Consider the following 25,692-nt stretch of genomic DNA (forward strand, 5'->3'; position numbering starts at 1 on the left):
GTCCACCACACCGGGCGTCGAACCCACGCGCCGCCGCCCGACCCCGATAGCTCGATACATTGATGACCATGTCACGCAGGGTTCGGCGTATCTCCGTCAGCGGCTACAAGTCGATCCAACAGGTCGAGCTGGCCCTGGGCCCGGTCACTGTGCTCGTCGGCCCCAACGGCGCGGGCAAGACCAACTTCATCGAGGCCGTCGAGTTGCTCGGGCGCATCGCTGAGGGCGAGCTGGGCATGGAGGTCGGGCTGCGTGGCGGAGCCGTGGCCATGCTTCACGACGTGGCCAAGGGATCCGCGGGGATCGGGCTGCGGGTGGAGGCCGACGACAGCGATCTCGTGAACGCCTACGAGGCGACCTTGGTCCCCTCACACCGGGGGGGACTGGTCTTCGGCCGTGAGCTGGTGGAGTTCCACGACAAGGCGCGTCATGAGCAGCCACTGAAGCAGGAGATCGGGCGGGGCCACAGCGAGTCGAAACTCGCCGAGGTCGCGGAAGAAGGACCGTCCGGACCCGCCGACGTGGCCCGTCACACGCTGGAGATACTGCGGGGCTGCCGCGTCTACCACTTCCATGACACGACTCCCGGCGCTCCGGTGAAGCAGCCGGGTTACTCCTCCGACACGGAGGTCCTGCACCCGGACGCACGCAACCTCGCCGCGTTCCTGCTGCGCCTGCGTGAGGAGCACCCGGCGGAGTACAAGCAGATCGTGCGTACGGTCCGTTCTGTCGCGCCCTTCTTCCGCGAATTCGTCCTCGCCGAGGACGCGGCGGCACGCGTGTCGCTGCGGTGGAAGCAGTTCGGGTCCGACACGGTGTTCCCGGCCGACGCGTTGTCCGACGGCACGCTGCGCTTCATCTGCCTTGTCGTCCTCCTGCTCCAGCCGCGACCGCCCGCGTTGCTCGTGCTCGACGAACCCGAGCTGGGCCTGCACCCCTTCGCGATCACCGTTCTGACGGAACTGTTCCGGTCGGCCTCCACCCACAGCCAGATCCTCGCCGCCACCCAGTCCGTCACCCTGGTCGACCAATTCGGGCTGGACGAACTCGTCGTCGCGGAACGCGTGGACGGCTCGACGAGGCTGCAACGGCCCGATCCCGAGGCGCTGGCAGCCTGGCTCGACAGCTACTCGCTCGGTGACCTGTGGCTGAAGAACCTGCTGGGCGGTCGTCCCCGGCCCGAGCGGGAGCGGTGAGGTCGGGGCGATGCGTCAGGTTCATGTACTGGTGGAGGGCGCGACGGAGGAGCGCCTGGTACAGCAGGTCCTCCAGCCGGAACTGATCGTGCGGGACGTCTGGGTCACCCCGGTCGCGCTCAAGACCCGGCGAGCCGCCGGCCGGCCGCACGACAGGGGAGGGGTGAGCAGGTGGCCCAAGATCGAGCACGATATCCGGGCGCTGCTGCGGAACTCGGCCGTCGACACGGTGACCACGATGCTCGACCTGTACGGGCTGCCCTCCGACACTCCCGGACTTTCCGACGCCCCGGCCGGTGACGCGTACGCCCGGGTCGGTCATGTCGAGGAGGCGATGGCGCGGGTCATCGGTGACCAGCGGTTCCTGCCCTTCCTCGTCCTGCACGAGACGGAAGCGTGGGTGCTCGCCGCCGCGAACGAACTCGCCGAGCTGGTTACGTCGCCCAGGCTGGCAGACGTTCTGCGCTCCCATGTCGATGCGGCGGGCGGCCCGGAACTCGTCAATGACGGTCCCGACACAGCGCCGTCCAAGCGGATCCTGAGAGCCCATCCCGCCTACCGCAAGGTCGTGGACGGCCCCGATGCCATCGGGCTTCTCGGCCTGGACGCCTTGCGCGTCACCTGTCCCCACCTCGACGCCTGGCTGAAGCGTCTGGAATCCGGACCCGGCACGAGAGACGGCTCCGCCTGACAGCCGGCACAGGCTGGTGCGCATCCGGCCCGGGTACGCGGGGGGGCCTCTATGTCTTTCGTCAAGGCACCCCTGTCGGGTTTGGGGTGGTTCGGGGTTGCTGAGGTTATGCGGCGAGCTCGACGTCTTTCGGTGTCCGGGGTTCGTAGAAGGTGCCGTCGCGGAGCATGGCGAACAGGACGCTGATGCGTTGGCGGGCGAGTCGGAGGAGGGCTTGGGTGTGGGTCTTGCCGCGTGCTCGCTGGCGGTCGTAGTAGGTGCGGGAGGCGGGGTCGGCGTTCATGCAGGCGAAGGCGGACAGGAACATCGCCCGTTTGAGCTGTCGGTTGCCGCCTCGGGGTGCGTGCTCACCGTGGATCGAGGTGCCGGACGACTTCGTGGTCGGGGCGAGTCCCGCGTAGGAGGCCAAGTGGGCGGCGGTGGGGAAGCTGGTGCCGTCTCCGACGGCACCTCCCGGACCCGGTGACACCACCCCCCCAGGTCATCCGTTCGACAGGGGGACACAGTCATGCCGGGCCCGGAGGCCAGCGGCCCCGTTGCAGGACCGCAGAAAACATAACGGGGACTCCCGCCCGAGCCGGTCAGTGCCCGGGCGGCTGCCAGTCGAGGATCGGGCCGAGCGCGTTGAGCAGGGTCGAACTGGGAGTCCGGCGAAGCATCAGGTCGCGCAAGGTGGTGGCGGGCGCTGAGTGCCATTGCGCGGCGATGCCGATCCGGCGCGAGCGGCGGGCGATCAGCTGGGTGCGGGGGCGCCGGTGCTGGTCGTAGGCGGCCAGCGCGGACTCCACGTCGGGGGACGCGTCCAGGAGCACGGCCAGCGTGACCGCGTCCTCCAGCGCCTGGTTGGCACCTTGGCCCATGTTCGGGGTCATGGCGTGCGCGGCGTCACCGAGCAACGCGGCGCGCCCGGTGACGAAACGGGCCAGCGGCGGCAGCTCGTAGATGTCGTGGCGCATCACCGCGTTCTCGTCGGCGGCCGCGAGCAGTTGAGGAATCGGGTCGTGCCAGCCCCCGAAGCGCCGGCGTATCTCGGCCAGTTCGCTGCCGGGGCTGCGCTGTCCTTCGGGAGCGTTGGCGACGCAGAAGAGATAGGTGCGGCCGTCCGCGAGCGGAGCGATCCCCACTCGCTCACCACGTCCCCAGCTCTCACCTCCGGCTGACAGCCGTCGGCCTGTGTCGACGACCAGGCGCCATGCGGTGTACCCGACGTACCGCGGCGCCGGGGCCTGCGGCCACAGGGAGCGGCGCACGGTGGAGTCGATTCCGTCGGCGGCCACCAGCAGATCGGCCTGAGAGACACCCGTGCCGTGCTCGACCTCGGCCCGTCGCTCGCCAAGGCCGACTCCGGTCACCCCGGCATTCGCGCACAGTGCGCCCGCCGGAAGGGCCGAGCGCAGGATGTCGAGCAGCCGAGCCCGGTGAATCATCACCACGGGTCCGAATCGGCCGGCCAGCTCCTGGGTGTCGGTCCGCGACAGCCAACGGCCGGATGTGTTCCGGATGCCTGCCTGGGTCTCGACCAGGGCCTGCTCGCGGACTCGGTCTCCCACGCCCAGCGCGTCCAGCGCGCGCACTCCGTTGGGCCACAGTGAGAGTCCTGCTCCCACCTCGTCGAAGGTGGCGGCGCGCTCCAGCACCTTCACCTGCCAGCCGAGCCGCGTCAGCGCAATGCCTGCGGCCAGGCCGCCGATCCCGCCGCCGACCACGATCGCGGAGCCTTCTCCGGCGCCTCTGGCGTGTCCTGCCTTGACCATCCCCATGGGAACCACCTCTACATCTGTAGTGGACGCCAGGCACTCTACACTTGTAGAGGCGGAGGCTGAGACGAGGAAGGAAACCAGTGACCCCAACCATGTCCCGGCGGCAGCGGCTGACCGACGCGGCGATCAGCACCCTGGCCCAATCAGGTATGCGAGGACTCACCCACCGGGCGGTCGACCAGACCGCCGAGGTCCCGGCGGGCTCGTGCTCGTACTACTTCCGCACGCGCCAGGAGCTGCTGCAGGCCGCCGTCGAGCGTTTGGCCGAACTGGACATCACCGAGATCGACGAGCGCCCCGCCCTCACCGGGCCGGCGAGCATCGACCAGATCGCGGAGGCTGCCGCGGGCCTCGTCGAGCACTGGACCACCGCGGGACGCGAGCGCATGCTCGCCCGCTACGAGCTGGCCCTGGAAGCGCCCCGCCGCCCCGCTCTTCGTGCCGCCCTGCACAGCGCGGGCAGTCGCCACCGGGCCCTGGCCGAGAACCTCCTCGCCGCCGCGGGCGCACCTGACCCCGCGGCGCAGGCGAACGCGTTCGTGGCCTGCCTGGACGGCATACTCCTCAACCAGCTGACCGCCGCAGCACCGCACCGGCTCACCCCGGAACAACTGCACCGAACCCTGCTCAGCCTGATCCGCACCTGCACCGGACCGCGGCATCCCTGATCCGTCAGTCCCTTACTCGAAGCGGTGCCGTGGGGCGCGGACGCTGGCCGGCGACTCTCACTGCAGCCCGGCCGCCGGGTCGTCGGTGGCCACGGTCCGCAGCGGGTGGTGGCCCTGGGGTGTCGGCCTGAGGTGAGTCACCATGGCGGCGGGCGGGCACGCCGGCCCTTTCGGAAGGTGGTCGTCACGAAGCCACCCGGGCATGTCCCCGCGCCTGGCGGGGGAGCCGGGGTCGATGACCTGGACGACGAGCCCGGCGTAGGGATGGTCGAGGGCATGGATGTCACGCGGGCCCTCATCACCGCGGGTCCCGGAAGCTCTCCGGGCGCAAGCGGAGCCCCCTCGGCAAGGACGGCGAACTGGTCGAGAGGGCTCTTTCATGTGCCGCTTGTGGTGCTTGTGGTGCGTGTGGTGCGTGTGAAGTTGTGGTCGGTGAGTCGGCGGAGGATCAGAAAGATCCTCCCCCTACGCCTTGATCGAGGTGACGAAGGCGTTCCACACGTCGGCCGGGAAACCCAGGACGGGGCCGTCGGGAATCTTGGAATCCCGCACGGCCATCGCCGCGAGAACCGGTGACTTGATCTCGACGCATGCGCCGTTTCCCGTGGAGTACGAGGACTTGGTCCACGTGTCCGTGGCGCCCTGTCGAATTGCCATTTCTGCTCCGCAGTGCCAGTTGTTGAGTTGCTGTCACCGCGCGACGTGTCCATCGGTGGACCACCGCGGACCACCGCGCGGTTTGCGCCAACCTCATTGCTCGGTCGGTGTGATCGACGCTACTCGCCCATTCCGGCATCCGAGGAGACTATTCACTCGACTGGATGGCATATTCCAGGTGGTCTTCCGACATGACCCGGAAACGGTGTACTGTGCTGCGCCTTTCGTCCAGGACAGGTTCAGCGCGGCTCAGCGGGGCTCAGCCGGCTTCAGTGGTTATCAGCGGGCGTACTCCTTCGCGATGTCCGCGATGAACTGACGCGACTGGTCCGGGTTCAGGGCCTGCGCCCTGAGGTGTTCGTACATCACGCTGTACTTCTGGACGTCGTTCGCCTTCTCCAGGTACAGGTCGCTGGTGACGCCCTCGATGTAGACGACGCTGGAGTCGGCCGCGTCGGGGAACTCCAGGATCGCGTACTGGCCGTTCAGGCCCGGGTGGGCGCCCATGTCGAAGGGGATGACCTGCACGGTGACGTGCGGCAGCTGGGACTGCTCGACGAGGTGCTCCAACTGGTCCCGCATCAGCGAGCGGTTGCCGACCACCCGGCGCAGCGCGGCCTCGTCCATCACCGTCCACAGCCGCAACGGGTTCTCCGGGGCGGTGATGCGCTCTTGCCGGCGCATCCGCACCTGCACGCGCTTGTCGATGTCGGCGGCCGCGGTCTCCGGCAGCGCGCCCGCGATCAGCGACTCGGCGTACTGCCGGGTCTGCAGCAGGCCGGGGACGACCTGGGGGTCGTACACCCGCAGACTGGCCGCGTCGGTCTCCAGGCCGATGTAGACGCTGTAGGGAATGTCTCCGAAGGAGTGCCACCAGCCCTGCTGGCGGGAGTCCTTGGCCATCTGCATCAGCGAGTCGACGATCCGGTGGTCCTCGACCTCGTAGACCCCGCACAGGTCGCGGACGTCGCGCTGGCTGATGCTGCGCCGCCCGTTCTCCAGCCGGCTGATCTTCGACTGCGACACCAGCAGCCGCTCCGCCACCTCCTCGGCCGTCATGCCCTTGAGCTCGCGGAGCCGGCGCAGCTCCTGGCCCAGCCGGCGTCGCCGGACGGTGGGATTGACATTGGACGCCACGGACGTGCACCTCCGGCTGCGTGCTTCGACTAGCCACTTTGCGTATCTGCTGTTGAGCAGACTGCCACCAAGGTGCTTTCTACCGCTGGCGAACCGCGGATATGCGCAGGACGCGCGCCAGTTCGCGGCGCGGGCCTCGCGAGTGCGCGCGGCCGGGCCGCGAAGACGGCCGGGAGGACGGCCGCGCGGGGCCGCGGAACCGTGGCACCGCCGTCCGGGCGGACGGACGGCGCACGGTCCCGCGGCCCCGCGCGAACCAGCTGCTCCCGGACCGGGTCTGGGGACTCAGGTGCGGCTGTGGGGCCTGCGAGTGCTGCGGCGGTGCGAGGGGTCGTGCGTGGGTCGTGCGCGGGTGGTGCGTGGTTCGTGCGGTGGTCCGGTGGTGCGGTGGTGCGGTGCGTGTGCCCGGTGAGGGGCCGTGGCTCAGTGCGCCACGACGCGCGCCATGGAACCGTGGCGCGGCTGCATCGGCACACCGCGGGCGGGTTCCGGCGCGGCCCTGACAGGACCGGCTGGCGGCCGGCCGGCCGGGGCCGGGGCCGGGCTGCGGCGCGGCTGGGCGGCCACGCCGTTCTGGACGTCCATCACGGCGTGCGCCACGAGTCCGCCCATGGGGTCGTGCCGGATCAGGTCCCTGAGCCGGGAGCGAGAGGAGCGTCCCTCGTTCCCCGGGTACAGGTGCTTGCCGAGGCCGACCGCGTGGGCCAGTGCGGCGAGCGCCGCGGTCCGCGGGTCCGGTGGCACGCCGGTGCGGATCGCGGAATCCAGCCGGGCTCTGATCTCCCGGCTGATCTCGTTGTCCGTCGCCTGGTAGCGAGTCGTCGGCAGCACCCCGCACATCTGTCCCGGCACGGCGGCGACCATGCCGCACCGCTCCAGATGCGAGAGGTAGACCTGGCGGAGCCCGAGACGCGGCCCGCCGATCCAGTGGACGGCACGCACCGGAGCGCCGCGCCTTCGCAGCAACTCCAACGCGCAGTCCAGTGTTGGATCTCCTGTCGGCCGTGGCACCACCACGGCGATACGATCCCCGTCTGGGGCTATCCGTCCGGCCAGCGCCAGCTCCACTAGCTGTGCTCCGGCCAGACCGAGGTCGAGCGACTGCGGCTGTGCAGTGGTACCCGTGGCCGGGTCCAGTGCCAGCAGCAGAAGCTCCTCCGGAAGTGTTCTGCGGCTCCTGCCCATCCATGCCTCCCCGCGTGGATGAATGACAGGGTGACCCCTCTCACATTGGTCTGTCGAGGGTGCGTGACCTCTTCGTAAGGGAACCGGCAGGTATGTCGTTCTCGTCTACCACGGGGGCCAAGCCCGCACACAGGACACTGGTACATGGTTCGGACAGCGCGTGGGAGCGGTGTTCCGGGCGGCGGTTCACGGTTCGGCAGCCGCACGCGGGGCGTGCGGCAGATGGAGGAGGCATCGGTGGCGGGCGAGTCCCCCGACAGGTCGAAGCAGCGCGAGTCGTCGGCAGAACCGACGTCGGGGAGCGCGGGTCCGGTTCCCGAGGCCAGGTCGGGGGAGCGCGCCGAGCGTGACCCGCGGCTGGCCGTGTCCCGCGACAGGGAGACACCGTCCGGGCCCCGCGGCGGCGTGGACACGGCCACCCGGGTGTTCTCGGTACGGGACGCGGCGACGGACGCCGAGCACGCCCAGGACGCCGAGGACGAGGACGCCGGGGCGACCGACGGGACCGACGAGACCGCGGAGCCGGCCCAGGACGGAGCGGGCTCCCGTGACGCCGCGGACACGTCGACCCGGGTGTTCTCGGTACCGGCCCGGGACCGGGCCGCGGACGCCGCGGACGCCGCGGAGACCGGGGCGGACGAGGACGGCGACGACCGCGCCCACGCCGACGCCGACGCCGATGCGGCTGACGGCCGTACGGGAGGCGACGCGGGACTGCTGGCGGCCTGGGTCCGGCCGGGGGGCTCCGGAAGCGCCCAGGACGCCTCGGACGCCTCGGACCGCGCGGAAGACGCCTCCACGGCCCCTGAAGACGCCCCCACGGCCGCTGAGGACCGCGCCGAGGCCGCGGAGCCGGAATCCGACGGGGAAGCGGACGCCGACGACGCCACGGACGCCGCCACGGACGCGGACGAGGCGGCGGACGCCGACGCCCAGGACGACGAGTCCGCGGTGACCGACGCGTCCGAGCCCGCCACCGCCACCGCCGCCGATGACGACGAGCCGGACGGTCCGCAGGCCGACGGCGAAGCACCGGCACCCGCCGATTCCTCCGCCCCCGCCACCGACGACGCCAAGAACGACGGCGAGGGCGACGAGGAGGGCGACGAGGAGGGCGACGAGGAGGGCGACGGCGACGGCGAGGGCAAGGCCCCGGCCGAGCCCGTGGACCAGCCGACCGCCGTCTTCAAGCGCCCCAAGTTCCAGGTCGACCAGCCCACCACCATGCTCAAGCTGGACGGCGCCGCCAAGGCCGCCCCGGCCGGCACCCCGGAGCGCTCCAAGACCCCCGAGGCCCCGGAGGCCCCCAAGGCTCCGGAGACTTCCGGGCCCAAGGCCCCCGAGGGCGGCGACCCCGAGCGCACCAGCAGGTTCGTCGCGCTCAAGCCCCTCGACGACCCCGCGACGAGGAAGCCGTCGTCCCCGGCGGACGCCACCGCGTTCGTCCCCCAGGTCGGCCCCGAGCGCACCACTCAGCAGCCGCTGCCGCCGAAGCCCCCGCTCGACCTGCTCGCGGAGCTGACGAACACCCCGCCGCCCCCGCAGACCCCGGTCCGCACGGTCGTGCGCCGGGTCAAGATCTGGACCCCGCTGGTCCTGCTCCTGGCGATCATCTTTGCGGTCGCGCAGGCCGTACGCCCGCTGCCGACGCCCACCCTCACCCTGACCGCCGACGAGTCGTACACCTTCGACGGGGCCAAGACCGACATCCCCTGGCCTGCCGACGGCCAGGGCGCGCTCGACGTGCAGGGGATCGGGTCGTTCGGCTCGTCGGGGCAGCAGAAGCCCGTGCCCATCGCGAGCGTCGCCAAGGTCATGACGGCCTACCTGATCCTTCGGGACCATCCGCTCAAGAGCGGTGACGGCGAGAAGATCAAGGTGGACCAGACGGCCCAGGACCAGGCCACCGCCGACGGCGAGTCGACGGTCGAGGTCAAGGCGAACGACACCATCACCGAGAAGGAGGCCCTGGAAGGCGTACTCCTCGCGTCCGCCAACAACGTCGCCCGCCTCCTGGCCCGCTGGGACGCAGGCTCGGAGAAGGCGTTCGTGAGCAAGATGAACGCCACCGCCAAGGACCTCGGCATGACCAACACGACGTACACCGACCCGTCCGGCCTGCAGAAGACGACGGTGTCCACCGCCGTGGACCAGGTGAGACTGGCGAAGGCCGCGATGAAGGACGCGTCCTTCCGGGAGATCGCCAGGATGATGGAGTACACCGACTACAAGGGCACCAAGCACAGCAACTGGAACCGTCTGGTCGGCTACAACAACGTCATCGGCATCAAGACCGGCACCACCACGGCGGCCGGCGGCAACCTGGTCTTCGCCGCGGTCAAGCAGGTCGGCGGCGAGACCCGGACCATCGTCGGTGCCGTCCTCAGCCAGGGGCCCGGCGGTTCGGACAACACCATCATCAGCGGCGCTCTCGACGCGGGCGACAAACTGATCAGGGCCGCCCAGGGCGCGCTGAAGTCGGCCACGATCCTGAAGAAGGGCGACGTCGTCGGGTACGTGGACGACGGTCTCGGTGGGCACACGCCGGTCGTCATCACCAAGGACGTCACCGCGGTCGGCTGGTCCGGCCTGGAGGTGAAGCTGTCCTTCGCCACCGACGACCTGCCGCGCACCGCGAAGGCCGGCACCAAGGTGGGCACGCTCACCGTGGGCGACGGCGGAACGGCCGGCGCGGTCAAGGTTCCGGTCGCGCTGCAGAAGGACCTCACCGAACCCGGCTTCACGGACAAGCTGACCCGCGTCGCCTGAACCGCACGGACAGGCAATATGACAGCGCAGCCGCCGCCCCGAAGGAGGGCGGCGACTGCGTGCGGTTGGGAACGGCGTATCAGCCGCAGTGTTCCCAGCCGCTCTGGTAGTACCCCTGCCCGAACATGCCTTCCCACTGGATGCAGGTTCCGGCGGCCGAGACGTACACGGGTCCCGCGTAGCTTGAATAGTTGCCGGCATCAGAGACCCAACTGCCGCCGGACTTCCTGATCGAGGCCTCCATGTATGCGGCCGTGCCCGAACTATCGCGGATGGTCACGACGCAATTCTTCCCGGTGCTGCTGCTGTACAGCAGGTAGACCGTGGCCGCCGTCGAAAGGCCCTGGGAGTCAATCACGCTGTAGCCTGAGCCGCACACGGCCGTCGGGGATGCGGCAGCCGCACTTGCCGGAACTGCCGTGCCGATGAGGCCTGCGGCGGCAACGGCCGTGATGACGGCCGCGGATCGCAGTTTTCGCCTGGGCAAGGGATCTCCTCTCGGATGGATATTGATAAAATGATCAGTCGTTGTTGATCTTGTCAAAGCGCTATTCGGACATTGTCCGCATGTCCTGGGGGCCCTCGAGGGGCTGCAGGATGGCGCCATCCGTGCTCCGTGCTAGCGTCACGAAAACGGGGCACGTCGCAGTCGGTGGAACGCGGTCGGGAGACCCCCCGGGAACGCGGCCGAGACGGGCGGGCGACGGCACGCGCCCCGGAACACAGGACGGGACACCACGGGGAGTGCCTTCAGGTGGCCACTGCGGAGCCGACACGCGCCGACGACGCCGATCAGGGACCGGGGACCGGCCCGCGAATACGGGTACCCGCGCCGCGCGCCGACGCGCCCGGTGACGACCGCCACCAGGACGGCACGGGCCGTCTGAAGCGCGCCGTCCTGGTCCTGCGCGAGCATGTCCTGCGTCACCCGGCGCTGTCGTTCACCGCCCTGTCGGGCGTCCTCCACGTCGTCTGGTTCTTCACGTTCGCGAACAGCGGCGGTGATCTGGCGGCGCAGGACGCGTGGGCGGAGTTCGTCGGCCGGCACCCCGACTCGGCGTACAACCTGGCCTGGTACGGCGGCATGCACCCGGTGTCCTACAGCGTGGTCTCGCCGTATCTGATGTCGGTCCTCGGTGTGCGGACGACGATGATGATCGCGGGGACGGTGTCCGCCGGGCTGCTCACGATGATCCTCATCCGCAGCAGGTCCGTCCGCAACCCGCTGTGGGCGTCGCTGGCGGGCGTCTTCGCGTTCCTGTGCAACGCCGCGTCCGGACGCGTGACCTTCGGACTGGGCACGGTGTTCGCGCTGGGCGCGGTCGCCGTCGTGCACTGCTGGCCCCACCGCTGGCGCTACGCGCGTTGGGCGAAGGCCCTGTGCGCGGCGCCGCTGGCCGCCCTGGCCACGATGTCGTCGCCGGTGGCCGGCCTGTTCGTGGGGCTGGTGGCCGTCGCGCTGTTCCTGCAGAAACGCCGTCCCGGCGCCTGGGCGCTCGGCCTGGCACCCGCCGCGGTGGTGGCCGTGTCGGCGTGGCTGTTCCCCTTCTCCGGAACCCAGCCGATGACCTTCGGCTCGGTCATCCTGCCCCTGGCGTACTCGATCCTCGTCTTCGCCCTCGTCCCCAGGGACTGGAAGACGGTCCGCCTGACGTCCGCGGTGTACGGCCTCGCCGTCGTCGCTGTCTGGCTGGTCAGCTCGCAGATCGGCTCCAACATCACCCGGCTGGCGATGCTGTTCGCGGGCGTGGTGCTGGTGGCGGCCCTGCCCTTCCACGCCCCCCGCTCGCGCACCTGGTACCTGACCGTGCTGGCCGCCTGCGGCTTCGTCTTCTGGATCGGCTTCAAGTCGGTCGACGACGTCGTCCACACCACCCCCACCGCCTCCTGGGCCCGCGAGCTGGCCCCGCTGGTGAACGAGCTGCAGGAGGTCGGCGCCGAGAAGGGCCGCGTCGAGGTGGTCCCCGCCCGCTCCCACCGCGAGGCCTCCGCGCTCGCCCCGTACGTCAACCTGGCCCGCGGCTGGAACCGCCAGGCCGACATGGAACGCAACCCCCTCTTCTACGACGACACCCTCAACTCGGCCAACTACCACGAGTGGCTCCAGCGCTGGGCCGTCCACTTCGTCGTCCTGCCCAAGGACGAGCCCGACGGCGACGGCGGCGAACGCGAGCGCGAACTCGTCCAGCGGGGCATGCCGTACCTGAAGCAGATCTGGGGCGACGCCAACTGGCAGCTGTTCCGCGTCACCGACCCCACCCCGCTCGCCGACCCGCCCGCCACCGTCGACCGCGCCGACCAGGGCGAGCTGACCATCGAGGTCAAGCAGCCCGGCCGGGTCCTCATCCGCGTCCCCTACTCCCCGTGGCTCGGCCTGGTCGACGCCGAGGGCAAGGGCGTCAAGCCCCCGCAGGAGACGGACGCCTCCAAGCACCGCGCCGACGGCACGCCGAAGACGTACGACAACGTCAACGGCTGCCTGACGCAGACCGAGGAGGACGACAAGGGCGACAAGTGGACGATCCTGGTCGCCCCGAAGGCCGGCACCTACCGTCTGGGCGCCCCCTACCAGCTGCCGCGGGGGACGCCCTGCCCGGACGAACTCAAGTGAGGGCCCCGGACGCGTGAAGAGCCAGGGCCCCGGACGCGTGAAGAGCCAGGGCCCGGACTCATGAGGAGTCAGGGTGTCAGGGCCCCGACTCGTGAGGAGTGAGGGCCGCTGCCCTCACCGCACCGGGAACGCCACGTCGCACACCGGGTCCTGGGGCCCCGCCGCCGCCCAGTCCGCGAAGTACACCTCGCGGCTGGGACCGGCCTGCTCCAGCCCCCGCCCGGCGATCCACTGCTCCACCGCCTCGAACGCGGCGAGGATCTGCGGATACGCCACCTGGGCCTTCGCGAGGCGGGTGTACGCCATCCGGCGCGCCGGCTCCACGCGCACCCGTGTCTGCCAGGCCCGCCCGTGCGCCTCGGCCCACGCCCGCCCCGCCGCCTCGTCGGCGACCGGTACGCAGGACTCGACCGGGCCGTCGCTCTCCGTCGACACCTCCGCGTGGAACAGCACGAACGGCGCCCCCGTCACGCCCCCGCACTCCCGCGCCGCCGCCTCCAGCCGCCCCAGCGACGCGCCGATCCACGCCGGCAGCTCGTCCGCCGGCGTGTGCCGGGTCTCGGTGATCACCACCTGCTGAGGCAGTTCCACCGTCTCGACCTCGAACTTCCCGTACATCTCGGAGCTCCTCCCCGACAGTCGTCCACAGAGGTACTCGGCGAGCGTGCGCTGCGCGGCGATCCGCGTCTCGACGCCGGCCCAGTAGGAGGCGAGCAGCTCGCCCGCCCGCTCCCCGTCGGCCGCGATCACCTCGGCGATCCGGGCGAGCGGCATGTCCAGCTGCCGCAGCAGCGCCACCAGCCGGGCGCGCTCCGCCTGGCCGGCGCGGTAGTAGCGGTAGCCGCCGGCCTCGTCGACGTGCGCGGGCGTCAGCAGCCCGAGCCGGTCGTACAGCCGCAGCGCCTTCGCCGACAGCCGGGCCCGCGCCGCGAACGCGCCGATGGTGAGCAGCGGGCCGCCGTCGTCCGCCTGGGCTTCGGCCTGGGACTCCGACCGGGCATCCACCTGAGCGTCCTCCGTCACCGGGCGGTCCGTCCCGCCCGGTGACCGAGACGCTCGGCCCTGCCCCAGGGGCAAGGTCAACCGGCCAGCTGGGCCTCGATCGCCGTGACGACCTCGGCCGCGTCCGGCTCGGTGCGCGGCGAGAAGCGGGCGACGACCTCGCCGTCCCGGCCGATCAGGAACTTCTCGAAGTTCCAGCGGATGTCGCCGGTGTGCCCCTCGGCGTCGGCGAAGCCGACCAGGCGGTCGTACAGCGCGTGCCGGCCCTCGCCGTTGACCTCGACCTTCTCGGTCATCGGGAAGGTCACGCCGTAGGTGGCGGAGCAGAACTCGGCGATCTCGTCGGCGCTGCCGGGCTCCTGGCCCAGGAACTGGTTGCACGGCACACCGAGGACGGTGAAGCCCTGCTCGGCGTAGCGCTCGTGGAGGCGCTCCAGCCCGCCGTACTGCGGGGTCAGCCCGCACTTGGAGGCCACGTTCACGACGAGCACCACCTGGCCCTTGTACCGGGCCAGGTCCGCGCTGCCGCCCTGGAGGGCGCCGATCTCCACGTCGAGGGGAGCGGCGCCGTTGCTGTCTGCAGTCGTCATGAGGCGAGCCTAACCTCGGTTCGCCTCGGCCCGGTTGCGGGCGGCGCCTACGGCCCGGTTGCGGGCGGCGCCTACGGCCCGGCCGGGGCCGGCGGACGCCGGGCTTCCCGCCCGCACGAGGACGTCCCCCGCCGCGGTACGCGAGTACAGCACCGACCGCCCGGCCCGCCGCCGCTCCACCAGGCCCGCCTGGAGCAGCACCTTCAGGTGCCGTCCGACCGAGCCCAGCCCCTGCCCGGTGACGGCGGTCAGCTGGGTCGTGCTCAGCGGGCTGCCGAGCAGGACCAGGACCGCGGCGCGCGCGGTGCCGAGCAGCGCGCCGAGCGGCTCCGGCACGCCCCCGCGGGGACCGTAGGCCAGGGCGCCCCGGCACGCGTAGACGACAGCGTACCGCTCGCGCTCCTCCCAGGACACCCAGCCGACGCGCTGCGGGGTGACCGGCACGAAGACCAGCTCGGCGCCGGCGAGGTCGCGCGGCGGGAACTCCAGCGGGTTGACCTGGAGCCGGTTCTCGCCGAGCCACCGGGTCCGCCCCGGCCGCAGTTCGTCCAGCACGGCCGCCCAGCCGCCCCGGCTGACCTGCGCGGTGCGGGCGACGACGTCGGCCTCCAGGACGCGCCGACGCCGGTCCCAGTACGGCCGTACGGTCTCGGTCCACACGTACTCCAGCACGCGCGCCGCCCGTTCGGGCAGGTCGTCGCGGTCCAGCTCGGCCGGGAGCGGTTCGCCGGTCAGGGAGACGACGAGGTCGGCGCGGGCCCGGGCGGCGCCGGTCGCGCGCACCCGTGCGACGGCCTGCTCGAAGCTCTCCCCGTCCAGCGGGGTGGGGGTGAGGAAGTCCGCGTTCCAGATGGTGTCCAGCCCGGTGCGGACGAGCCGCGCGGTGACCGGGTCGGCGGCCAGCAGTCCGCGGTAGCCGGGCAGGTGGGCCCGCAGCCAGGCCTGTTCGCCGGGGTGGGCCGGCGTCGCGGCGTGCAGCAGCTTCAGGGCGGCGAGGGTCTCGGCGAAGGGGGAGAGGACGAAGCGGCTGCGGGCGAGCGTGTCGGCGTTGATCTGCCACCAGCCCACGCGCCCCGCCACCTTTCGCTCCCGCGCGAAACAATAACGGGGGCCTCCGCGGCCTTCCCACACTCCGTGCATGCGCAGCTACCAGGACCTTTTCCGCACCCCGGAGTTCACGCCCCTCTTCCTGTCCGCCACCGCCCACACCGCGGCGCAGACGGTCGGCGGACTCGCGCTCGGCACGCTCGTGTACCGGGCCAGCGGCTCTCCGCTGCTGTCGGCGCTGAGCATGTTCGGCCCGTCGCTGGCCCAGGTGCTGGGCGCGACCGTCCTGCTGTCCGGCGCCGACCGGCTGCCGCCGCGGCGGACGCTGACCGGCGTCTGCCTCGTCCTCGCGGCCGGCACGGCGGTCCTGGCGCTGCCCGGCCTGCCGATGTGGGGCGTGTTCGCCGTCGTCCTGGTGCAGGGCCTGGCCGCCTCGCTGGGCGGGGGAGCGCGCTGGGGACTGCTGAACGAGATCCTCCCCAGGGACGGCTACCTGCCGGGGCGCTCGGTCTTCAACATGAGCACCGGGCTGACGCAGATCGGCGGGTACGCGACCGGCGGCGTCCTCACCGCGGCGCTGTCACCGCGCGCCTGTCTGCTCCTGGCCACGGCGCTGTACCTGTCGGCGGCCGCCGGCACCCGGCTGGGCCTGACCCGCCGCCCGCCCCGGTCCGCCGGGCGCCCGTCCGTCTCCGCCACCTGGCGCGCCAACCGGCTGCTGTTCTCCGACCGCCCGCGCCGCCTCACCTACCTCGGCCTGTGGCTCCCCAACGGCCTGATCGTCGGCTGCGAGTCGCTCTACGTGTCCTACGCCCCCGACGCGGCCGGCACCCTGTTCGCCTGCGCGGCGCTGGGCATGCTGGCCGGCGACGTGACGGTCGGCCGGCTGGTGCCGGCCGCGGTCCGGCAGCGGCTGGCCACCCCGCTGCTCCTGCTGCTGGCCGCGCCGTACCTGCTGTTCGCGCTCCGCCCGGCCGTCCCGGTGTGCGCCGTCGCGGTCGCCGTGGCCTCGGCCGGCTTCGGCGCGAGCCTGGTCCAGCAGGAACGCCTGCTGGCGCTGACCCCGGACGAGCTGTCCGGACACGCCCTGGGCCTGCACTCGTCGGGCATGCTCACCCTCCAGGGGGTGAGCGCGGCCCTGGCGGGGACCCTGGCCCAGCTCACGTCCCCCGCCACGGCGATGACCCTCACGGCGACGGCGTCGGCCGCGACGACCCTGGCGCTGGCGTCGTCCGCCCGCCGTCACGTCCCCCGGCCGCAGCCGGCGTAACCCCCGCGGCCGGCGTAACCCCCGGCAGCCGACGAACCCCCGCGGTCGGCGTAACCCCGCGGACCGCGGGCTCACCGCTGCCGGCGCAATCCCCGCGGACCGCGGGCTCACCGCTGCCGCGTCTCACTCCGCGTCGGCGACCACCGAGCCGACCCGGTCGGCGAGGCCCGGGTCGCGGCGGACCAGGAGCGCGGCGTAGGCGACGGCGGCGAGCAGGGCGGCCAGCGCCGCGTACGGGAACCAGTTGTAGGGCGCCGGCTGTCCGGGCTTGGCGAGGTAGTAGAGCGGCACCAGGATGGCCAGCACGCCGATGGCGGGCAGCACCAGGTGCCGGACGGTGCGGAACTCCTGCGGACGGTACCGGCGGTAGTACAGCGGCAGGGCGATGTTGGACGCCAGGTAGACCAGCAGGATCAGGATCGACCCCAGGCTGGAGGCCTCGGTGAAGAACACCACGGGGTCCATCGAGCCGCCGGAGCCGAGCAGATGGCCGAGACCCCAGCCGCCGATGATCACCAGTGCGGTGGCGGTGAAGGTGACGATCGCGTTGTTGGGCGTACGGCGGGTGGGGTGCACGTACCCGAAGAACGCCGGCAGCAGCCCCTCGCGTCCGGCGTTGAACACCAGGCGGGCCTGGGAGTTGATGCCGGCGATCAGCACGCCGAGGGTCGAGGTCAGGCCCCCGATGTAGGCCACGAACGCGAGCGCCCCGAGCGTCTGCTGGGCGATGTCGATGAAGGGGATGCCGGCCGCGCCGAGCTTGGCCATGTCGTAGTCGAAGCCGGTCACGGTGGCGTAGGAGAAGAGGATGTAGCTCACCGTCATCACCGCGATGGAGAAGAACACGGCGCGGCCGACGTTGCGCCGCGGGTTCTCCGTCTCCTCGGCGAGCGCCGCCGAGTTCTCCCAGCCGATGAACAGGTACACCGCCAGCGGGAAACCGGCCGCCAGACCGCTCAGGCCGTGGCTGATGCGGCCGGGCAGGAACGGGGCGGCGGACAGGCTGCCGTGGTGCTCGACGATCGCCGCGACCGAGACGACGACCAGCACCAGCATCTCCACGCCGAAGAAGTAGCCCGCCCACTTCGTGGAGACCACCACCCCGCGCAGCATCAGCCCCACCGCGACCCCGGTCAGCACGAGCGTCCAGATGATCCACGGCAGCTCGACACCCGTGTAGTGCTCCAGGGTGATCTGCACGAACCCGCCCGAGATGGCGATCACGGCGGCCATCCCGATGATGTAGCCCAGCCCGGCCAGCAGCGCCGTGGTCACCGCGCTGACCGGCCCGAAGGACTTGCCGACGAAGGTGATGAAGCTGCCCGCCGACGGATGGGCCCGGGAGAACTCGGCGAGCGTGTTGCCGAGCAGCGCGACCGCGACGCCCGCCGCCACGATGGTCAGCGGGGAGGCGATGCCCGCGGTGGTGCCCAGGAAGGCGAAGCCGAAGAAGAAGCTCATGGCCGGGCCGACGTTGGCCATCGTGGCGGCTGCGATGTCCGCCATGCCGAGCACCCCGCCGCGCAGCCGCTGGGGGGCGCCGCGGACGGGACCCGACGCCGGCGAGGGACCGGCCGCTCCGGGATCGGGCATGACGGCGACTCCTTCTGCGGTGCGATGACGCGGGGTGAGCGGGGTGCTGGCAGTCGTCGGGTGGCGGGGGAGGAGGGGAGTCAGAGGGCGCGGTCGGCGTGGTCGGCGTGGTCGGTGTGCTCGCTGTGGTCTGTGTGACCGGCGTGACCGGCGTGACCGGTGTGACCGGTGTGGGCCAGGCGGTGAGCCTTCACCGCCTGCACGGCGGGGTCCATCGCGCCGCGGCCGAGCTCGGCGAGCAGATCGGCGTGGCAGCGGTTCCGCGCCCGTACCGCGTCGGCCGCCGGGGCGGGCATCAGCAGGCACAGGCGGCCGAGCAGGTCCGCGGCGAACTCGCGGATCCCGGCGCCGCCGAGCACCTCCGCGAGACCGAGGTGGAAACGGGCCTCCAGTTCGAGCAGCCGTTCCGGATCACCGGCCAGGTCCATCTCGTCGACCAGCGCCCGCAGCTCCTGGAGTCCGTCGGCCGGGACCTCGCCGACGCCGCGCGCCACGAGCCCGCACTCGAGCAGCTGGTGGAACGCCTCGAGCGAGGCCGCCTCCTCGGCGTCGTGCATCAGGGCGACGACCGTGTGCCACTCGGGCGCGACGAAGGTCCCGCCCGCCCGGCCGCGCCGGCGGTCGAGCAGGCCGTCCTGGCACATCGCCTCCAGCGCGCGGCGCACGGTGATCTCACTGATCCCCAGCTCCTCGGCCAGCACACCGGCGTCCGGCAGCCGGTCCCCCGGTGAGACGGACGTCAGGCGCACCCGCAGCGCGATCCGCGACCGGACGAGTTCCGCCCCGGTCTGACCGCTGCCGGGCAGGACACGCACGTCCCGCACCGCGGCGACCGGGCCGGGCCGCGTCGGCCCCGGCTGGCTGTAGGGCCCGAACTTGCCCCCTGGATTCACCACGACGCCACCCTAACGGCCTGCTGAACGGCGTCACGGTCCGCGGCGACGCCGTCCGCACCGGTGGCTGCCGCGACCATGCGGCGCGGTTGTTCATGGGGGCTCCCATGGAGGCCGGAAGACAGGGGGCGGAGGAGAGGGCGTGATGACGGTCACCACGGAATGGCGGGCTCCGCGTGGCACGTAAAATAGAGCATGGTGAACACTTAAACAAGTCTTGTTCTTTTAGATCGTACTGAACTAATTTCCGGGACACGAGGCTCGTCCCCCTTCGGCGACCGCCGGGCGGCCCGTGCACCCGTGCTCGCCGACGCATGTCCTCTTCCGCACTCCCTCCCTGGATGTCGAATGACCACACGTCCTCCCGTCTCCGCCGCACCCCCCGAGACCACCGCCACCGCTACGGCCACCGCCACCGCGACCGTCGCCGAGGGCGCCCCGGCCGGCGGCTCGGGCCTGCAGGCGGGCCTGAAGAACCGCCACCTGTCGATGATCGCCATCGGCGGTGTCATCGGCGCCGGCCTGTTCGTCGGCTCCGGCTCCGGCATCGCCGCCGCGGGCCCCGGCATCCTCATCTCGTACGCGCTGGTCGGCGTCCTCGTCGTCCTCGTCATGCGGATGCTGGGCGAGATGGCCGCCGCCAACCCGACCTCCGGCTCGTTCTCCGCCTACGCGGACCGCGCGCTGGGCCGCTGGGCCGGCTTCAGCATCGGCTGGCTGTACTGGTTCTTCTGGGTCGTGGTGCTCGCCGTCGAGGCCACCGCCGGCGCCAAGATCCTCACCGGCTGGGTGCCCGCGGTCCCGCAGTGGGGCTGGGCCCTGATCGTCATGGTGGTCCTGACCGCCAGCAACCTGGCCTCCGTCAGCTCCTACGGCGAGTTCGAGTTCTGGTTCGCCGGCATCAAGGTCGTCGCCATCGCCGCGTTCATCGTGCTGGGCGGCCTCGCGATCTTCGGCCTGCTGCCCGGCTCGGACCACCCGGCGTCCGGCTTCTCGTACCTCACCGCACACGGCGGATTCCTGCCGCACGGGCCGGGAGCGATCCTCACCGGCGTGCTGATGGTGGTCTTCTCCTTCATGGGCAGCGAGATCGTCACCCTGGCGGCCGGCGAGTCCGCCGACCCGCGGGGCGCGGTGACCAAGGCCACCAACAGCGTGATCTGGCGGATCGCGGTGTTCTACCTGGGCTCGATCCTGATCGTGGTGTCCCTGCTGCGCTGGGACGACCCGGCGATCCTCAAGGACGGCTCCTACGTCGCGGCCCTGAGCTCCATCGGCATCCCGCACGCCGCGCAGATCATGAACGCCATCGTGCTGACCTCGGTGCTGTCCTGTCTCAACTCCGGCCTCTACACCGCCTCGCGCATGGCCTTCTCGCTCGGCGCCCGCAACGACGCCCCGGCCTCCTTCGGGCGGACCACGGGCCGCGGCGTGCCCCGCACGGCCATCCTGGCCTCGGTGGTCTTCGGCTTCGTCGCGGTCGCCTTCAACTACCTGTGGCCGGACACCGTCTTCCAGTTCCTGCTCAACTCCTCCGGCGCGATCGCCCTGTTCGTGTGGCTGGTGATCTGCTTCTCGCAGCTGCGGATGCGGAAGATCATCCAGCGTGAGTCGCCGGAGAAGCTGGTCGTCAGGATGTGGCTCTACCCCTACCTGACCTGGGCCACGATCGCCCTGATCACCTTCGTCCTGGGCTACATGCTGACCGACACCGCGGAGGGCGGCGGCCGCGACCAGGTGGTGCTGTCCACGGCGGTGGCGGCGGGCGTCGTGGTGGTGGCCCTGGTCCGCCAGCGGATGGGCCGCAGGCGCGAGGAACTCGTCACGTCGTCGTAGCGCCGCTCACGGCCCCGACCGAACCGCCCGCCGGACCGGGAGACGCCCGCCGTCTCCCGGTCCGGCGGGCGCGTCCCCGCATCGAACGTCCACGTCTCCCGTCCCGCAGCCACGGGCCCGTCACGGGCCGGCCTCCGACGACGCGTCACCGGTCGTGCCGCCCTCCGGCGCGGCTTCCGGCATGACTTCCGGCGCGGCTTCCGGTGCGGCCCCCGGGCGGGTCCGCTCCGGCAGCCGGGGAGCCTCCACCACCTTCGTCGTCGAGTTGGAGGAGACGGAACTCAGCACCGTCTGCGCCTGGCTGTCCACGAATCCGGTGAAGACCTGCTGCGCGTAACCGAGAACGATCGCCCAGCCGATGATCTGCTCCGAGGAGTCCAGCGCCGACAGGCCGGGGATGAAGTTGCCCCGCATGAGGAGGATGCCGAACACCGCGGTCAGCGCACCGGTCGGGAGTTTGAGAGCGGCGAGCGAGAGAGGGACGTCGTAAGGAGTGGACGTCCCCCTGATCTTGCGCAGGGCCACCGCCGCGGCGATGGTGGCGGAGACCAGACCGGTGATCTCGACGACGATGTAGTCGGCGGGCGACACGACCTTCTCCAACTCGGCCTGCGTGACCGGTCCTTGGGCCGCGTTCGCGCTGGCCGTGGGACACACGAGGGTGAAGGGGTGTGCGGACTTCGGCGGATTCGCGGGCTTGAAGCACAAGGGCACCTTGGTGGGCCAGAAATAGCCGCAGACCGCCACCGTGATCGCCATGACCGTCATCAGCAGGGCCAGCCCCATGACGATCCGGGCGAAGCTGCGCACCCGCGCCGTGCTCCGCTGCCGCACCCGGTACGCCGCCTCGAGCGCGTCCACGAACGCGTCCCGCTCCAACTCGGTGATCGGGTGCCCGGCCAGGACGAAGGCCCCGATCTGCTGGGCGCGTTCCCTTCTGCGGTCCGTCAGCGGGAGGTTCTCCTCCACGGTGGTGAGCAGCCCCGGCACCAACGGCGTGATCCAGTGGGCGGGATTCATGCGCAGCATGAGGCAGTGGGCCATGTCCAGATGACACTCACCCACCGCCAGGTGGATGCCGGGACGCTTGACGAGGCCCCGGTGGTGATGGCCGAGCGCCTCGTCCGCCAGCCCCAGTTCCTCGCGCGCCTTCTGCGCCCACGCCTCGTTCTCGGCCGAGGGGTCCTCAGCCAGTCGGGCGGCGACAAGGGCATCCACCTCGTGGATGCGCGTGCGCAGCGCCTCCCGTAATTCCCACGCACCCCGCTCGGGTCCCGGAAACCTGTGGGTCGTAGTCGACTGCGCACGGCTCATGAACGGCACTTGTACACGGTTTTCGGCGGCGGCCCCGGGCAGGAACGTTCATGTTCTCTCGGTGTCGTCGCCGCCGGTCAGCGGCTGGGGTGTGCCGAGGGCGCGTGCCGAGGGCGTGTCGTCGCCGCGCGGGAGGTCAGAACCCGATGGCCTCGCGCAGCAGCAGGACGGTGCCGCGGCCGGGCTGCGGCTCGGCGTTGAGGACGAGCAGACGGTTGACCGCGCTCGGCTGCCCGTAGACCGCCAGGGCGCGCGCCGTCTCCAGCGGGAGGGCGTGCTCCTCGACCCGGCGCAGTGCGGTGCTCAGATCGGGCACCACCTTCTGCGCCCCGACGACCCAGATCGCCTTCGCGGCGCCGCCGGCGGAGGCGGGCAGCTGGCTGCCGGTGCCCGAGGCGATGACGAGCGAGCCGGTCTCGGTGACGGCGGCGACGCCGGCGACGAAGACGTCGGGGGTGGCCACCAGCCGGCGGATCTCGTCGGACTCGGTGGCGCGGTCCATCGTCAGCACACGCGGCCGGACGGCGTGGCAGCGGTCGCCCGCCTCGATGTCCTCCGCGATGCCGGAGAGCCGGAGCGTCTCGCTCGCCCCGGTGAACACGCTCGCGCCTTCCGGGATCAGCTCCCTGACGCGGGCGCGGGCCGCCGCGGCGTCGTCGAGCAGTTCGGCGGCGAAGCCGTTCGCGCGCAGCGCCGCGACCGCCCGGTCCAGCCGTTCGGCGGACGCCGGCCGGGCGAAGCCGTCTACTCCCTCCGTGGCCGGCGCGTCCGTCTCCCCGGCACCCGGCGCCCGGCCGGCGTGCCCGGCCCCGCTCGAGTCGTGCGCCCGCCCGGCGTCCCCCGTCCCGCCGGAGCCGTGCGCCCGGGCGTCGGGGCCGGGCGCCGAACCCGGCAGCGGGGTGGTGTCGGCGTACCGGACCTCGTAGACCCGCTCGGCGAACTTCCAGCCCTCCGGCGTACGGCGGTAGGTGTCGTGGTAGACGGCGAAGTTCTGGCCCGAGCGGCCGTCCAGCAGACGCGCGATCTCCTGCATGTAGGTGCGGCCGGTGGCGGTGTCGCCGTCGATCCGGATCACGCCCGGGTGGCTGTTCTGCACGAAGAAGTCCCACTGGCTCTGCAGGCGTTCGCCTCCGCTCCGGATCTCCTCCCGGCCGACCAGCTCGACCGGGACGTTGGGCATGCGCAGGACGCCGTCGGGGGTGAACAGCCCGGCGAGGCGGGCGCGGTCGCGCATCATCGCCGCGTCGGTGAACTCGCCGCGCAGCGCCTCGATCTCGACGCGGTCGGCGGTCTCCTGGAAGTCGTTCATGCGGGGCTTCCCGTCGTGTGGAAGGGGCAGTGGTCTTCACCGGTCCGACAACGCAGCCCCGCGGAATGTGAGGCGGGCCGCCGACGTCACATTCCGCCGCTCCGGTCCGTCGTACGGAAGGCAGGCAGCGGGAGATGGCCGGAGACAGCGGATGACGGCGGGAGAGGGCACGTGGGCGAGGGGGCCGGAGGGCGTATGACCACTGCGTCGGAACGGGCGCGGCGGCAGGCGGAGGAGCAGCGGGACCCCGGCCTGAGCGCGATCATGGGCGAGCGGCGGCAGCTGCTCAATCTCGGCTACCGGCTGCTCGGGTCGCTGGCCGACGCGGAGGACGTCGTCCAGGAGACCTACGCCCGCTGGTACGCGATGTCCCGGGCGGAGCAGGAGGCCATCGAGTCCCCGGGCGCCTGGCTGACGAGGGTGGCCGGCCGTATCTGCCTGAACCTGCTCGGCTCGGCGCGCGCCCGGCGCGAGGCCTACGTCGGCCAGTGGGTCCCGGAGCCGCTGCCCGACCCGGCCGAGTGGATCGCCGGGGCGGCGGGCGGCGCCGGCCTGGACCCGGCCGACCGGATCACCCTCGACGAGTCGGTGACCATGGCCTTCCTGGTCGTGTTCGAGTCGATGACCCCGGCCGAGCGCGTCGCGTTCGTGCTGCACGACGTCTTCCGCTACCCGTTCGCCGAGGTGGCCGAGATCGTCGGCCGCAGTCCGGCGGCGTGCCGCCAGCTGGCGTCCTCCGCGCGCCGCCGCATCGCCCCCGCCCGCGCCGGGGCGAGCCCGGACGCGGCCCGGCAGGCGAGCGTCGTGCGGCGGTTCAGGACGGCCTGGGAGACGCAGGACATCGAGGCCCTGATCGGCCTGCTCGACCCGGACGCCACCGCGGTCTCCGACGGCGGCGGCCGCGCCGTGGCCCACCCGCTGCCGGTCGAGGGCGCCGAGCGGATCGCCCACCTCTACCTGACGATCGCCCGCCTCGCGCCGCACCGGACGATCCTGGAGCGCACGGTCAACGGGCTGCCGGGCCTGGTGATCGAGTCCGCGGGACGGATCGAGACGGTGTTCGCGTTCAAGGTCGCCGACGACGGCCGGATCACGCACATCTGGGCGGTGCGCAACCCGGACAAGCTCCGCCCCTGGGGGCCGTGCTGAGCTCGACCGACGGCCTCGGCCCCGGAGTGCGGCTCCGGGATCCGGCTCCGGGGTGCGCAGTCGGTGCCGTCAGGGCGCCGAACGATCAGGGGAGGACGGGAACATGGGCGAGAGCCTGCGCAAGGGCGTGCCGCGGGGGCGGGCCCTGCGGGTGTGGTGGTCGGACCGCCTGGGCAAGGAGATCGTTTCCACCTGGGCCGCGGGCATCGTGCTGGGGCTTCCCGTCTGGACGGTCATCGAGGTCTTCTGGCACCCGGACTCGATCCTCGGTGACGGCGGGCTCGCCGCCGTCGGGCTGCTGATCGTCCTGGCCGTCGCCACGCTCTTCGGGTGGACGGGCATCATGATCATCGGCGAGGCGATCGCCGGCTCGCGCGTGACCACGGGCCGCGCCCGGCCCCGGTTTCTCAGGCTTCGGATACTCATGGCCGGGACGGCGGGGTGGGTCGCCCTGCGGGCGGTCCTGGTCCTCGGCCATCACGTCCCGTCGGCCGTGGGCCTGATCTCGGCGGTTCCGCTTGCGGCTCCGTACCCCCTCGCGTTCCTGGTACTCGCCCCGCCCGGGGACGTTCCGTGGCGCGTGGTCCGTACCGTGTTGCCGGCGTCGATCGTCCTGGTGGTGCTGCTCCGGTTCTTGTGACCGGTTCATGTGACCGGGTCGGTCGCGCCGCACGCCGCGGGCGCCCACCCGGGCGTGGCCGGCTGTAGGGCGAGGTCCGGCGGCCTGGTGACCGACGCGGGCTCGCGGACGCCGCACGAGACGGCCTTCTTCCCACCGCCGCTCACAGCGCGCGCCCGGCACGTACGTGATCCCGCCGCCGGCCGGGAGGGAGGAACGACAGCGGCCGGCCCCTGCCGCGACCGCCGGTCCGGCCCCTGCCGAGACCGCATGTCCGGGGTACGGCATGAGCCCCGCGTCACTAGACGAGTAAGTCCGATCTCCGGTCAGTGGTCATAGGCGATCAGTGACCGGGTGATCGGTGCGTTGGTTGCGTTGTTGTGCCAGATCGCGGCG

21 protein-coding genes and 2 pseudogenes are annotated in these 25,692 nt (G+C 71.9%); 9 read left to right on the top strand and 14 right to left on the bottom strand.

Going from position 1 to position 25,692, the window contains the following annotated elements:
• Positions 1 to 68: 68 nt before the first annotated feature.
• Both ACH4ZX_RS25720 and ACH4ZX_RS25725 read left to right on the top strand, forming a co-directional pair.
• Positions 69 to 1,196 (top strand): AAA family ATPase, encoded by a 1,128-nt coding sequence (locus tag ACH4ZX_RS25720; RefSeq protein WP_398277083.1) that lies wholly within the window; start codon positions 69 to 71, stop codon positions 1,194 to 1,196.
• Between the two features lie 10 nt (positions 1,197 to 1,206).
• Positions 1,207 to 1,887 (top strand): DUF4276 family protein, encoded by a 681-nt coding sequence (locus tag ACH4ZX_RS25725; RefSeq protein ID WP_398277086.1) that lies wholly within the window; start codon positions 1,207 to 1,209, stop codon positions 1,885 to 1,887.
• Positions 1,888 to 1,993: 106 nt separating this feature from the next.
• On the opposite strand, the pseudogene ACH4ZX_RS25730 reads toward ACH4ZX_RS25725, so the two are convergent.
• Both ACH4ZX_RS25730 and ACH4ZX_RS25735 read right to left on the bottom strand, forming a co-directional pair.
• Positions 1,994 to 2,332: pseudogene (locus tag ACH4ZX_RS25730) on the bottom strand (transposase); the annotation flags it as partial.
• 136 nt (positions 2,333 to 2,468) lie between these two features.
• On the bottom strand, positions 2,469 to 3,647 hold the full coding sequence (locus ACH4ZX_RS25735; protein ID WP_398277089.1) for an FAD-dependent monooxygenase: 1,179 nt from the start codon (positions 3,645 to 3,647) through the stop codon (positions 2,469 to 2,471).
• 80 nt (positions 3,648 to 3,727) lie between these two features.
• Between ACH4ZX_RS25735 and ACH4ZX_RS25740 the strand changes: the two genes are divergently transcribed.
• Positions 3,728 to 4,315, top strand: a complete 588-nt coding sequence (locus tag ACH4ZX_RS25740) for a TetR/AcrR family transcriptional regulator (protein WP_398277092.1) — start codon at positions 3,728 to 3,730, stop codon at positions 4,313 to 4,315.
• A gap of 117 nt (positions 4,316 to 4,432) precedes the next feature.
• Here ACH4ZX_RS25740 and ACH4ZX_RS25745 read toward each other — a convergent pair.
• From ACH4ZX_RS25745 to ACH4ZX_RS25760, 4 genes and pseudogenes are all read right to left on the bottom strand, one after another.
• Positions 4,433 to 4,618 (bottom strand): annotated as a pseudogene (locus ACH4ZX_RS25745) (hypothetical protein); the annotation flags it as partial.
• 162 nt (positions 4,619 to 4,780) lie between these two features.
• On the bottom strand, positions 4,781 to 4,972 hold the full coding sequence (locus tag ACH4ZX_RS25750) for a DUF397 domain-containing protein (RefSeq protein WP_398277095.1): 192 nt from the start codon (positions 4,970 to 4,972) through the stop codon (positions 4,781 to 4,783).
• A 279-nt stretch (positions 4,973 to 5,251) separates the two neighbouring features.
• Positions 5,252 to 6,109 carry a helix-turn-helix domain-containing protein gene (locus ACH4ZX_RS25755; RefSeq protein ID WP_398277098.1) on the bottom strand — a complete coding sequence of 286 codons (858 nt, stop codon included), beginning with the start codon at positions 6,107 to 6,109 and terminating at the stop codon, positions 5,252 to 5,254.
• A 423-nt stretch (positions 6,110 to 6,532) separates the two neighbouring features.
• Positions 6,533 to 7,294, bottom strand: coding sequence for a GPP34 family phosphoprotein (locus tag ACH4ZX_RS25760; protein WP_398277101.1), 762 nt, complete (start codon positions 7,292 to 7,294; stop codon positions 6,533 to 6,535).
• Positions 7,295 to 7,531: 237 nt separating this feature from the next.
• Between ACH4ZX_RS25760 and ACH4ZX_RS25765 the strand changes: the two genes are divergently transcribed.
• The gene (locus ACH4ZX_RS25765; RefSeq protein WP_398277104.1) at positions 7,532 to 10,063 is read left to right on the top strand and encodes a D-alanyl-D-alanine carboxypeptidase; all 2,532 of its coding nucleotides are present in this window, start codon (positions 7,532 to 7,534) and stop codon (positions 10,061 to 10,063) included.
• Between the two features lie 79 nt (positions 10,064 to 10,142).
• Here the strand turns inward: ACH4ZX_RS25765 and ACH4ZX_RS25770 are convergent, their stop codons facing one another.
• Positions 10,143 to 10,550 (bottom strand): acetyltransferase, encoded by a 408-nt coding sequence (locus ACH4ZX_RS25770; protein ID WP_398277107.1) that lies wholly within the window; start codon positions 10,548 to 10,550, stop codon positions 10,143 to 10,145.
• A gap of 267 nt (positions 10,551 to 10,817) precedes the next feature.
• Between ACH4ZX_RS25770 and ACH4ZX_RS25775 the strand changes: the two genes are divergently transcribed.
• On the top strand, positions 10,818 to 12,674 hold the full coding sequence (locus ACH4ZX_RS25775) for an MFS transporter (RefSeq protein WP_398277110.1): 1,857 nt from the start codon (positions 10,818 to 10,820) through the stop codon (positions 12,672 to 12,674).
• Between the two features lie 114 nt (positions 12,675 to 12,788).
• On the opposite strand, the gene ACH4ZX_RS25780 is transcribed toward ACH4ZX_RS25775, so the two are convergent.
• Genes ACH4ZX_RS25780 through ACH4ZX_RS25790 form a run of 3 tightly spaced genes read right to left on the bottom strand, consistent with a single transcriptional unit; the run spans position 12,789 to position 15,334 of the window.
• Positions 12,789 to 13,697 (bottom strand): MerR family transcriptional regulator, encoded by a 909-nt coding sequence (locus tag ACH4ZX_RS25780; RefSeq protein WP_398277113.1) that lies wholly within the window; start codon positions 13,695 to 13,697, stop codon positions 12,789 to 12,791.
• 56 nt (positions 13,698 to 13,753) lie between these two features.
• Complete coding sequence (locus tag ACH4ZX_RS25785; RefSeq protein WP_398277116.1) at positions 13,754 to 14,266, bottom strand: glutathione peroxidase; 513 nt, start codon at positions 14,264 to 14,266, stop codon at positions 13,754 to 13,756.
• Positions 14,267 to 14,275: 9 nt separating this feature from the next.
• Positions 14,276 to 15,334: an ArsR/SmtB family transcription factor gene (locus tag ACH4ZX_RS25790; RefSeq protein WP_398277119.1), complete on the bottom strand. Its 1,059-nt coding sequence runs from the start codon at positions 15,332 to 15,334 to the stop codon at positions 14,276 to 14,278.
• A gap of 70 nt (positions 15,335 to 15,404) precedes the next feature.
• Here ACH4ZX_RS25790 and ACH4ZX_RS25795 point away from each other — a divergent pair, with 70 nt between their 5' ends.
• Positions 15,405 to 16,583 carry an MFS transporter gene (locus ACH4ZX_RS25795; RefSeq protein ID WP_398277122.1) on the top strand — a complete coding sequence of 393 codons (1,179 nt, stop codon included), beginning with the start codon at positions 15,405 to 15,407 and terminating at the stop codon, positions 16,581 to 16,583.
• Between the two features lie 123 nt (positions 16,584 to 16,706).
• On the opposite strand, the gene ACH4ZX_RS25800 is transcribed toward ACH4ZX_RS25795, so the two are convergent.
• Positions 16,707 to 18,176 carry an APC family permease gene (locus ACH4ZX_RS25800; RefSeq protein ID WP_398277125.1) on the bottom strand — a complete coding sequence of 490 codons (1,470 nt, stop codon included), beginning with the start codon at positions 18,174 to 18,176 and terminating at the stop codon, positions 16,707 to 16,709.
• Positions 18,177 to 18,256: 80 nt separating this feature from the next.
• Positions 18,257 to 19,072: a FadR/GntR family transcriptional regulator gene (locus tag ACH4ZX_RS25805; RefSeq protein ID WP_398277128.1), complete on the bottom strand. Its 816-nt coding sequence runs from the start codon at positions 19,070 to 19,072 to the stop codon at positions 18,257 to 18,259.
• 345 nt (positions 19,073 to 19,417) lie between these two features.
• Here ACH4ZX_RS25805 and ACH4ZX_RS25810 point away from each other — a divergent pair, with 345 nt between their 5' ends.
• Complete coding sequence (locus tag ACH4ZX_RS25810; RefSeq protein WP_398277131.1) at positions 19,418 to 20,905, top strand: amino acid permease; 1,488 nt, start codon at positions 19,418 to 19,420, stop codon at positions 20,903 to 20,905.
• Between the two features lie 120 nt (positions 20,906 to 21,025).
• Here ACH4ZX_RS25810 and ACH4ZX_RS25815 read toward each other — a convergent pair whose 3' ends face one another.
• Complete coding sequence (locus ACH4ZX_RS25815; protein WP_398277134.1) at positions 21,026 to 22,123, bottom strand: hypothetical protein; 1,098 nt, start codon at positions 22,121 to 22,123, stop codon at positions 21,026 to 21,028.
• Positions 22,124 to 22,355: 232 nt separating this feature from the next.
• Positions 22,356 to 23,528 (bottom strand): LUD domain-containing protein, encoded by a 1,173-nt coding sequence (locus tag ACH4ZX_RS25820; protein ID WP_398277137.1) that lies wholly within the window; start codon positions 23,526 to 23,528, stop codon positions 22,356 to 22,358.
• A 195-nt stretch (positions 23,529 to 23,723) separates the two neighbouring features.
• On the opposite strand from ACH4ZX_RS25820, the gene sigJ reads away from it, so the two are divergent.
• Together sigJ and ACH4ZX_RS25830 are read left to right on the top strand one after the other, a co-directional pair.
• The gene (gene sigJ / locus ACH4ZX_RS25825; protein WP_398277140.1) at positions 23,724 to 24,677 is read left to right on the top strand and encodes an RNA polymerase sigma factor SigJ; all 954 of its coding nucleotides are present in this window, start codon (positions 23,724 to 23,726) and stop codon (positions 24,675 to 24,677) included.
• A gap of 103 nt (positions 24,678 to 24,780) precedes the next feature.
• On the top strand, positions 24,781 to 25,317 hold the full coding sequence (locus tag ACH4ZX_RS25830) for a hypothetical protein (protein ID WP_398277143.1): 537 nt from the start codon (positions 24,781 to 24,783) through the stop codon (positions 25,315 to 25,317).
• Positions 25,318 to 25,692: the final 375 nt, after the last annotated feature.

Origin of the sequence: Streptomyces sp. NPDC020490, assembly GCF_044335305.1 — a bacterium.
GTDB lineage: Bacteria > Actinomycetota > Actinomycetes > Streptomycetales > Streptomycetaceae > Streptomyces.